The 11046-nt window shown below is 40.7% G+C and carries 7 protein-coding genes and 1 pseudogene; 5 read left to right on the forward strand and 3 right to left on the reverse strand.

Annotated elements, in window-relative coordinates; all coding sequences use genetic code 11:
- Positions 1-332 precede the first annotated feature (332 nt).
- Positions 333-1748, forward strand: a pseudogene (locus ABMY41_RS20610) (YifB family Mg chelatase-like AAA ATPase); the annotation flags it as partial.
- A gap of 8 nt (positions 1749-1756) precedes the next feature.
- Here ABMY41_RS20610 and ABMY41_RS20615 read toward each other — a convergent pair.
- Positions 1757-2461, reverse strand: coding sequence for a response regulator transcription factor (locus ABMY41_RS20615; protein WP_062564684.1), 705 nt, complete (start codon positions 2459-2461; stop codon positions 1757-1759).
- Between the two features lie 165 nt (positions 2462-2626).
- Complete coding sequence (locus tag ABMY41_RS20620; RefSeq protein ID WP_349276108.1) at positions 2627-5122, reverse strand: S9 family peptidase; 2496 nt, start codon at positions 5120-5122, stop codon at positions 2627-2629.
- A 144-nt stretch (positions 5123-5266) separates the two neighbouring features.
- Here ABMY41_RS20620 and ABMY41_RS20625 point away from each other — a divergent pair, with 144 nt between their 5' ends.
- Complete coding sequence (locus ABMY41_RS20625; protein WP_054563948.1) at positions 5267-6331, forward strand: hemolysin family protein; 1065 nt, start codon at positions 5267-5269, stop codon at positions 6329-6331.
- Here ABMY41_RS20625 and ABMY41_RS20630 read toward each other — a convergent pair.
- Positions 6328-7548, reverse strand: coding sequence for an EAL domain-containing response regulator (locus tag ABMY41_RS20630; protein WP_349276109.1), 1221 nt, complete (start codon positions 7546-7548; stop codon positions 6328-6330). The genes ABMY41_RS20625 and ABMY41_RS20630 overlap by 4 nt on opposite strands.
- A gap of 175 nt (positions 7549-7723) precedes the next feature.
- Here ABMY41_RS20630 and ABMY41_RS20635 point away from each other — a divergent pair, with 175 nt between their 5' ends.
- From ABMY41_RS20635 to ABMY41_RS20645, 3 genes are all read left to right on the forward strand, one after another.
- Complete coding sequence (locus ABMY41_RS20635; protein WP_058583707.1) at positions 7724-8740, forward strand: site-2 protease family protein; 1017 nt, start codon at positions 7724-7726, stop codon at positions 8738-8740.
- 195 nt (positions 8741-8935) lie between these two features.
- A complete protein-coding gene (locus ABMY41_RS20640; RefSeq protein ID WP_287245636.1) occupies positions 8936-10180 on the forward strand; it encodes an HlyD family efflux transporter periplasmic adaptor subunit in 1245 nt (414 codons plus the stop codon).
- Positions 10181-10380: 200 nt separating this feature from the next.
- Positions 10381-10641, forward strand: coding sequence for a hypothetical protein (locus ABMY41_RS20645; RefSeq protein ID WP_287245637.1), 261 nt, complete (start codon positions 10381-10383; stop codon positions 10639-10641).
- Positions 10642-11046 lie beyond the last annotated feature (405 nt).

Raw genomic sequence — 11046 nt, forward strand, 5'->3', positions numbered from 1 at the left:
GGAATGGAGCAGGAATAAAGAAAGAACAAGTATAAACTGGATGTTTAATGTTGAATTAGCTCGTGAAAAACTTCAGAGGGCCTATGGTGCCCTCAACTAGTCAGAACTTGTGTGATGAAGTACTAGGTCCTTGTAGCTGCAATCCATGAGCTCATATTCTTGGTTGTTATCTATCCACTTCCTTATTGCAGTTTCTTGCCTTTCTAAGCTTGACTTGAAGCTTTGTTGATGTGTGCTGAATCGTATGTATGAATAAGCCTTTTTTTTCATCTCTGTGATTTGCCCTGTCGAATTTGGTCAGCATAGTATCAAGGGCATAAGAAAATACAATTCATATCGTTGGCTTGCCTGAAGCGTCAGTCAAAGAATCAAAAGATAGAGTGCGTAGCGCACTCGAAAACTCTCAGTTTGGTTTTCCAGATCAACGAATAACCGTAAACCTTGCGCCTGCTGATTTACCTAAAGAAGGTGGCCGTTTTGATCTGGCTATTGCTGTGGGGATTTTAGTCGCCTCTGGGCAAATAAACAGCCCTGATATTCATCGTTATGAGTTTTACGGAGAGTTGGCTTTAAATGGTGAAGTAAGAGGGGTAAATGCTATTTTACCTTCGGTGTTAGGAGCGAAAGAGCAGGGTCGCTGTTGTTTCTTACCCGCTGAAAACGATAATCTCGCAAGCCTTGTTTCGGGCGTCGCTCGAAAAGCTGTTTACTCCTTACAAGATGTTTGGAATGACTTATTAAATCAGCAACCTCTGCCACTTAATATTTGTTATCCAGAGCAGCAGTCGCAGCGTGACACGCTACTCGATTTAAGTGATGTGAAAGGCCAACCTGGCGCGAAAAGGGTACTCGAAATAGCAGCCGCTGGTGGCCATAATTTACTGTTTCTTGGCCCTCCAGGTACTGGCAAGTCAATGCTTGCCCAGCGTATGCCTACGATTATGCCAACCATGTCGGATGATGAAGCAATTAGTACCGCCGCGTTATATTCGATAATTGGTCAATCGGTTGATTTATCGAATTGGCGTGAACGACCCTTCAGAAATCCACATCATACTTGCTCTGCGGTTGCCCTTGTTGGTGGCTCTTCGAACCCTAAGCCGGGGGAAATCTCTCTTGCTCATAACGGCGTATTGTTTTTAGACGAGTTGCCAGAATTTGAGAGAAAGGTGCTCGATTCACTGCGTGAACCAATGGAAACGGGCGTGGTGACTATATCGCGAGCGGCACGACAAATGGAATTTCCATCGCAATTCCAGCTGATCGCCGCATTAAATCCAAGCCCTACAGGAAGTCATACTGATAAGCGTGCAACGCCTGATCAAGTATTGCGCTATTTATCTCGAGTATCTGGACCATTTATCGATAGGATTGATTTACAAATTGAGCTGCCTAGACTCACCAGTAGCCAATTACAGAGCACGCAAGTAGAAGAAAGCAGTGAACAAGTAAGAGCCAGAGTTGAAAGAGCTTATGCAATTCAACTTAACCGGCAAGGCAAAGTGAATGCGCGCTTGAATAATAAAGAAATGAGCATTCATTGTGAGTTGGCAGCTGCTGAGCTGCAGTTTTTAGCAAAAGCCAGCGAAAAACTGGCTTTATCACCACGCTCATATCATCGTGTTATTAAAGTTGCGCGTACCATTAGCGACTTGAAAGCACAGCCCGCAATTACCTTAAATGAATTAAAAGAGGCGCTGAATTATCGCGCCTTTGAGCGGTTAATTAGTCAATTAACGCAGTATTAGATAACTTGCTAAATAGAGAGCATGTAACCTTTGCCGCGAACGGTAACGATACGTTTTTGGTCTTTTTCATCGCTTAATTTTTTACGTAAGCGGCCAATAAGTACATCAACGGTACGATCGCTTGGGCTCCAGTCAGGTTGACCAATTTCTTCGGAAATTTTTTCACGCGATGTCGCTTTACCTGCATTTGCAATAAGGCAAATAAGTACCTTGTGCTCTGCTTCGGTAAGACGAGACTCTTCACCATTAGGGGTCACTAATGTGCGGTTATCTGGGTGCAGTTTAAAGTCGGCATATTCAATAAACTCTTCACTCTCATCATCTTGCTGAGAGCCTTTTATGCGCTTAAAAAGAGCGCGCATTCTTAGTTCAAGTTCAAGTAAGTCAACCGGCTTGCAAATATAGTCATCGGCACCTTGTGCAAGGCCTGCAATACGGTCAGCTTGCGAGTCACGACTAGACAGCACAATAACACCAATATCTGTTAGTGCATTAAGTTCTTTGGCAAGCAAAAGCCCATCGCGTTTTGGTAACACAATGTCGATAACGGCTAGAGAAACTGCTTCTTTAGTTGAAGCACGCGATTGCACAATGCTTAATGCATCGGCCCCCGTTGAATCTACCTCAATATTAAACTCAGTTTCTTTGAAATGATTAAGAATGCGTTTAACGAGTAGTTCGTCGTCTTCAACCAATAAAACTTGAATAGTCATTCGCTTTAATTTCACACTTGATTTGTTGTTATGTTAGCACTGTATGGCAAAGGCTGAGAAGTGTATTGGCGAGGTTTGTAACTATTTCTTACAATTTAATGGCTTAGCTATAGTTGAAAAGAATGAAAGCTGAGCACTCACATCGTGCCCAGCCAAATGATTAAACTACTTTTCAGGATAAAGATATTGCCACCATTGTGGCTGATCTTTTAAGTTTTTATCGAAATAAGCCAACATGGTATTCCACCAGTCGAAACGTTTATCTCGAGCAAAAATTTGGTGATCTGCACCTTTGTACTCAATCAGGTCAACATCTTTACCTAATAACTTTAATGCGGTGTACATATTGTGGCTTTCACCAACCGGTACGTTGGTATCTGAATCACCATGAAGGAGTAATAACGGCGTTGTTACTTTGTCAGCATGAAACACCGGGCTGTGTTGGCTATAAAGTGTAGGATTGTTCCACGGGTAGCTATTTTTAGATGCCTCAGCTGAGTATAAGTAACCCCACCAACCTTGGCCCCAGTACGAGGTGATATTTGAAATCCCTGCATGGGCAATTGATGCACTGAACATATCTGTTTTAGTTGCGAGTAGCATGGTCATAAAGCCACCGTAAGAGGCTCCTAAATTACCTACACGCTTACTATCTACAAAGCTATATTTATCTAAAAAGGCTTTTGTGCCGTCGATGATATCGTTGGCGGTGTATTCACCCCATGCGTTGACGTGTTTAGCCGAGAACTCTTGGCCAAAGCCGGTTGCGCCAGTAGGTTGTACAACGTAAACAACATAGCCATGCTCAGCCCATAGGTTAAATGGGTAGCGACCGGTAAAACCACGAGTTACTGGCGATGTACCACCATAATAATAAACCAGTGCAGGGTATTGTTTATTGCTATCTAAATCATGGGGTAAATAAACGCGACCCTTAATTTCAATGCCATCTTTATTAGTAAAGTTAAACTCTTCCAGTGAGGCTACTTGCGTATTTTCATAGCCAATTGGCTTAGAGTCCCACACAGTTTTAGCGCGGCTCTTACCTAAGCTTAGTTGTTTTAACTGCTGAGGTGTTGACGCTGTGGTGCCGGTAACCAAAATGCGCGGGGTGCGTTCGTGTGAGTAGCTAACTTGCTCAACAACATCAAAACCCGTATTCACTTTATTAAAACGCTTTTTGCTTAAGTCGAATTGATAAAGTTGTACGGTATCTTGCTCGGTAACTTTAATAAGCGCATCACCGTTTTCAAGCACATTTAAATGGCCGATAGCCGGATTAAATTCCTTACTTAAAGCGCTTGCTTTTTTACCGTCACGGCTGAGTAAATAAAGTTGACCGTCATAGTTATTAGCAAGCATCCCTTCAGGAAGGTTACGACCTAAGCCGTTATTAAAATCTGGTCCGGCAGTGACATAAATTCCGTCGTCAGTATATTTAGCCTGATTAAATGTATTGTATTGACCAAGTACCGTAAGAGCCGATGTAGCTAGGTTTAGCTCAACAAGTTCTGTTGCTGGCTGTGGTGATAGCTGCATTGCTTGTGCTGAGCGGCTCATTAAGACGCGACCGCTTTTAGCGTCAAAATCTTCAAGTGAATGGCTAAGTGGTCCTTGGCTTAAGATTTTGCTAAGACCTGTTGGTATATCGAGTAAATATACTTGCGATGTGGTACGAGCATAAGACCAACGGTCTTGCAGGCCTTGATAATGTTTAGTGAGCTTACCATTGTCTGTTGGAGACTTTGACCAACTAAAAATTAAGCTGTTGTTATCAAAAAACTGAAAGCCATTTGCACCAGCTAGATTTTTAGCAATGACGCTAAGTTGCATGGTTTTTAGGTTTAAACGCTTAAGCTCGCCATTTAATAAATACACTAAACTTTTGCTATCTGGGCTCCAAGTAATGTTACTTGGTTGGGCTGACTCAAAGCGATAAAGTGTATTGTTTTTTGCGTCTTTAAGTTCAGTAACATATTGCGCTTGATTAGCGGTTGCATCTTCGTAATGACGTTGGCTAGTAATGAAGTAATCACCATTTGGTGCCATTGAAATATAACTGACTGTTGGCGCATCAAATAATTGCTTAGCAGACAAACCGTGTTGTTGTTTAGCGCTAAATTGCACAGTATCTAGTTCTGACTTAGCCGTAAAATCAAGTTCAACCTCATTCCAGTTGGCTACTTGCTCAGTGATGATAACAAACTGATGATCGCCTTGGCTTAAAGCTAGCTCATAGCTTTTATTTTTTTCTGTTTGCTTTTCACCATCAATAAATAGCTGTGCGTTCTCAATGCCTTTAAGTGTTAATGAGCCTTGGCTAAAACGTTCAGTTGAGGCGGTAAATTTGAGTGCCTGTAAACCACCAAGTGTTAGCGCACTCACTTTGTCGAATGATTGCCAGTCAAGCTCATTACCAAAAACGCGTATGCTATCGGTGCTTTTTTGCAAGCTAGGTAATAGGTTAGCAATAATGGCATCGCGATGATCCGTTTGATATGGCTTAAGTTGCATATCTGCGCCAAGAGGGCCAATAAATTGCACCGCTGATTTATCAATGGCAGCGGCCATCGCTGTATTACTTAACGCACATAACGCTAAGGCACTGAATGTTGTTTTTAGCTTGGCTGATTGGCTTAGCCAAGTAGTTGAAAGTGTCATAGTTTCGCCTGTTGAAGGTAATTTAAACCAATATAGCACGCTGCAAATTACCCAAAAAGTGCTCTGCGTTAGATTGCAGTCGGGTTTGAGCTTGTGGTTTTCAATTGCTATGGTGAGCAGGTTAACTTTTTAAGAGGGCTTACAGTGACATTGTTACTTGTTTATATGTTTGTTGCCATTGCGGTTTCGTTTTTGTGCTCAGTGATGGAGGCAGTACTGTTAAGTATTACACCAAGTTATGTTGCCATGCTCAGAAAACAGCAACCACAATTGGCAAAACGTGTTGGTAAGCTTAAAGACAACATAGACCAACCGTTGGCGGCAATACTCACGTTAAATACCATAGCGCACACTGCTGGTGCCGCTGGCGTTGGCGCACAAGCTGCGGTGGTGTTTTCAGATGCTGCGGTTGGCGTTGCCTCTGCAATTATGACGTTATTGGTACTGGTGCTTTCTGAAATTATTCCTAAAACATTAGGAGCTAATTATTGGCGAGGATTAACACCCATTGTTAGTGTGAGCCTAATTTGGTTGGTGTTTATTCTAAAACCCTTTGTGTGGTTTGCAGACATTTTAACGCGCTTTTTGGGGCGTAATTACGATGAAGCCTATTATATTCGCCAAGAGATTGAAGCCATGGCTGATATTGGCACTGAATCAGGAGCCCTTGGGCAAGATGAATCTGAAATCATTCGTAGCCTGCTGCACTTTCGTCATGCCAAACTCGATACCTTAATGACACCACGTACGGTACTTTTTAAAGTGCATAAAGACTTAACCGTAAACCAATACTTGGCGGAGCACGGTTCTTCTTCGTTCTCTCGAGTATTGGTTTATGACAAAAATGGTGATGATATTATTGGTTTTGTGCATAAAAATGACATTATGCTGGCATATCATCGTTTAGGTGAAGACTATAAAATTAGCAAGCTCGTTAAGCCTATTTACACCGTACCAGAAACCTTGCATGTGCCGACCTTACTCGAAACCTTACTATCTGAGCGCACGCATATTTGTTTAGTCGTGGATGAATATGGTGATGTACAAGGTATTGTCACTCTTGAAGATTTAATTGAAGCATTAATGGGGCTCGAAATTGTTGATGAGCATGATCAATCAGCTAATATGCAAAAAGTCGCCAAACAGCGTTGGCGACAACGTTTAGCATCGAGTAATACCATCGTCAGTGACGATAAGCGTAAACCTTAGCGGCGATGTCCTGCTGCAGTTTTTACCATTTGCCGCCATGAAAGTGACCAATTTAAAAAGTCTTCTTTGGCTTTCGGGCGGCACAGCAAAAAGCCCTGCATTAAAATAAACTCTTTGTAGCGGTCGAGGTATTCAAGTTCTTCAACTCGTTCAATGCCCTCGGCCACAATAGCGAGATCTTCTTGTATCGCTATATTCACCAAGCTACTAACAATCACTTGAGAAAACTGATCGGTTTCAATATTACTGATCAGGGTGCGATCGATCTTAATTTCGGTAAATGGCAGCGTTTTTAGCTGCTGAACGTTAGTAAAGCCAGTACCAAAGTCATCAAGTGAAATACCAAAACCGCGCATTCGTAAACGGTTGAGTGTTTCGAGTTGTGCAGTGCTGCGAAGAGCATACTGTTCGGTAATTTCTAAAATCACTTCACTGGGTGTTAGGTTGTTAAGATGCAGTATTAAAGCCAGTTTATCTGGGCAGCTTAAGTCCTCGAGCTGCGAAGGGGATAAGTTAAACGCCAGTTTTAAATTAGGATCAAACTGCTCTTTGATTTCTGCAAAATCGTTAGTGGCTTTTTCAAACAATTGAAAAGTAATAAGGTTTATTAAATCTAGGTCTTCAGCGATACAAATGAAGCGCTCCGGTAAGATAATTTCCTCTTCTTGGCTTGTGTTGATACGGGCAAGCACCTCTATACTTTCAACCCGATTATCGTGGCGATTTATCTTAGGTTGATAAAACGGAATAATCTCATTATGACTGATGGCATGTAGTAGCAGTGACTCAGAAATAGGGGTTTTTGTGCGCTCAACATGAATGGCAAAGTGCTCAAGCTTTTGCAGTAGTAAATACACTTGATTAAGTTGCACGGGTTTAGTGACGTTACCAATTAAGTGAGCGCTATGCTTACGAGCAAGGTCTGCGGCAAGGTCTATAACTTTAGGATCCATCTCAGAAATAATGGCAATTGCACCTTGGTACTTCATAGCGCCTAAGTGGCGAATAAGCTCCATACCATCCATATCTGGCATATTGAGATCGGTAAAAATGGCATCAAAGAATCGAGGTGCTTTTTTAATTTTTTCTAAAGCTTCTTCTGCACTTAGGCAGGTTGTGATGTGCGGAACCTCAAGCTCATTCAAAATGGCATGCATAACAATCAGGATGGCTTTTGAGTCATCCACTACGAGAATGTGTCTGTTTGACTTCACCATATTCACTCCATGAACAAGAACGCTATAGTTAAAAGTAGTAGATAAACGGTATTTCGTCATGTTTTTTGCTTGTTTTGTGGGGCGAAAAATATACCTCCTTGTACCTAAAGGAAATTCGTAATTTTGTAAGGCCTCAGTATAATAGCCGCACTTTTTATTCGTATTTATAAGAACTATGGTCAGACTTCAGCTGAGCCTCGCAGACGAAACCTTTATTTTGCATTTAAACGGCTCACAGTTAATTCAGCTTTTTCATCAACAACAAGCAATTGCCTTCGATAATCCAGAGTCAGAACTTTATGAGTTTGATTTTCAGGGGCAGCGTATTGGCCTTGATACTAGTAAAGTGCACGAAAAAAGCTTAGCAATCTTTGTTAACCAGCAGCAGGTGAGCCAACTTGCTTTACCTGAGTTACAAGAAGCTGAACCAAAACGCGGCATTATTGGTTTGCTGGCACTGGGCTTTAAATTATTCAAAAGTGCAAAAGTCGTGAAAGCGGCTTTAGCGGGTGCTTCGGTGGCAGGCTATGCGTGGTTATTTTCCATTGAATTTGCCTTGATGCTAATTGCTTGCTTGGTGGTGCATGAATATGGTCATGTGCGCGCTATGAAATATTTTGGCATTAAAACTAAAGGTATTTACCTTATCCCCTTTGTCGGTGGTTTGGCTGTTTCTGATGATAAAATCACCACGCGGTGGCAAGACGTGGTGATCTCACTCATGGGGCCCGCTTTTGGCTTAATTACCTCTGTGCTGGGAGTAGTGCTTTACTACGCCACTGAAATGGAAATATTCGCCGGGGTGGCGGTACTCAGTGCACTGTTAAACCTATTTAACTTGTTACCTATTCTGCCCCTAGATGGCGGCCATGTACTTAAAAGCATTAGTTTTTCGATGCGTTCATGGATAGGCCTTAGTGTGTGTTTATTAGGTGTGTTATTTGGCTTGTGGTTAAGTTACACCTTTGGCTTGATGCTACTGGTGTTTTTCTTATTTGTAGGGGCTCTTGAGATTATCTTTGAATGGCGCGGACGTCACTACTCACACCTCATCCCTCTCGATACTTATGGACAAGGTTTTTCAGCGGTAATGTACGCACTGGTTGTTGCAGGTCACGTTGCAGTGATGATGCACTTTGCTGACTCAGAAAGCCCAATCCTCAGCTTACCAATGAAGATTTTAGCAAGTTAATTAACATTTAAGTACTAAGCTATATTCAGCTTAGTGCTTAAAGTTAATTAATATATTTTAATTAACTTTCTATTTTATTTTAGTAATTAAACCTTTAATTTGTACTGCGTTTCATATTTAGGAAAATTCTGATTTACAAAAATTAGAATGTCCCGCTAATTTTAAATTCAAGAGATATAGCAAAAGGATTTTGTTATGAGCTTGTTTAGAAAGGAAGCGATTGCACAGCAAAGTGAACGTTTAACTGGCGTAATCACTTTAGCGCAACCATTATCGATTAAATTAACTGTTGTAGCCCTAAGCTCTGTTGCAGCTGCGGTTATAGTATTTCTTTTTACAGCAGAATATTCCCGCAAAGAAACCGTACGTGGTTTTCTCATGCCTAGTAAAGGCGTCATTCAAAGTTTTGCTAATCAAGGCGGAACAATTGAAAAACTTCATGTAAAAGAAGGTGACTCTGTCATTAAAGGACAAGCACTTGCTTCAATTGTTGTTCAGCAAAATGATAGTCAAGGTTTAGATCTCAGTTCACAGTTAGTTGAACAATTGAAAGAGCAAATTAAACTTTTGAATCATGAGGTTATGCAAACTAAAGTGCTGCAAAAACAAGAAATACTAAACCTTGAAGCACAGCAAACGCTTTTAAATGAAGAAAAGCTTGCACTACAAAGTCAATTAACACTCGCAGATGAAAAGCTTGACCTATTGCAAAGTCAACAAGCTAATTTCAACCAGCTTAATAAGAGTGGCTTTTTATCGAATATAGAACGTGAGCAGCAACAACAAGCTTTACTCGATGTTAAGCAAGAAAAGCAAAACTTAGCTCGAATACTGATGCAGCAAAATAATCAACTGAGTCAATTACGCTTTAATCTTGCTAACGTTCCACAACAATATGCACTTCGCATCAGTAACTTAAAACGAGAAATTTCAGATACACAAAACCAACTATCGCAGTTAAAAAGCAACTATAGCTACACAATTACGGCTAGCAATAATGGTGTTGTTACAGGCATCCAAGTAGTCGAAGGAGAGGTGTTAAGCCAAGCAAAGCTTTTACTGCATATTATACCTGAGGGTTCTGAGTTAGTTGCTGAATTACTATTACCAACGCGCTCCGCAGGGTTTGTAGAAATAGGCAACGAAACTAGGTTACGTTTTGATGCCTTTCCATATCAACGCTTTGGTTTTATCAATAGCACAATTAGCCGTATTGATAAGGCACTTATTACACCAAACGAAGTGCGGTTACCTATTACATTGCAAGAGCCAGTATATCGACTTAGGGCTACCTTAAGTCAGCAGCAAATGTCTGCGTATGGAAAGGCCTTTGAGTTAAAAAGCGGTATGTTGTTTGAGGCAGACATAATGTTAGAACAGCGCACATTAATTGAGTGGTTACTAGAGCCACTGTACAGCCTCAAAGGGCGTGTGAGTTAAGTCAATTAAATTTGAAAGTTTTGGTGGTTTGCTAAATGCAAATTACTAAAAAAGCGGCCAGCTTTAGTTAACTTTAGCGAGCAGCTAAAGCTAGCCTATTAACAACTTATTTTGCCTATATTTTTATATTGCAAAATAAATAATCAACATTTGCTGAGTATAGATATAAATAATCAGCTATACAAATTTGGAGCATCGATATGCGCGAATTAAATGTAAATGAAATTAAAGAAGTAAATGGTGCATTCTCTCTTGATGGCTGTTCTTTGCCAAGCTTTGGTGATATTGCTATTGGCTATGGTGTTGGCGGTGGAACAGGCATGACAATAGGAGCTGCGACAGGATATTCTTCAGCTGCAGCTGCTGGTGGTTTTATTGGTACTGCTTTAGCTGGTTCATTAATGGGAGGCTATTTCATAGGTGTAGGTATTAATCACTTATTTGGGCAATGTGAGGTGTAAGAAAATTATTCTCACGCCATTCGCTTTAAATGGCGTGAGATTTTAAAAGGATTATAAAATAGTTTGATATTTTGTGAGGTTATATATGATTTTTTTTCTATTTTATTTAGTACTTTTTCAGCTGTTTATTTTTTTTATAAAAACCCTTATTTTTTGAATTGGTCAATTATGTCGTCTATTGATAAATATAAAAAAGATGTTGGTGTAAATGCTAAGTTTATAGATTTTATTTTGATTTTTTCTAGTATCATATTGTGCGCTATAGCTTCATATCTATCCCACGGCGGGATCGCACTTTGTAAAAAGGCTTTAACATCCGCCTCTTTTCTGATCTAATAACGCCCACATTGTCACTATCTACTTGTTAATTATGTCGTTATTTAGCCACCTTGAACTTGTGGAAGA

The sequence above is a fragment of the Pseudoalteromonas sp. BZA4 genome (assembly GCF_040104395.1).
GTDB lineage: Bacteria > Pseudomonadota > Gammaproteobacteria > Enterobacterales > Alteromonadaceae > Pseudoalteromonas.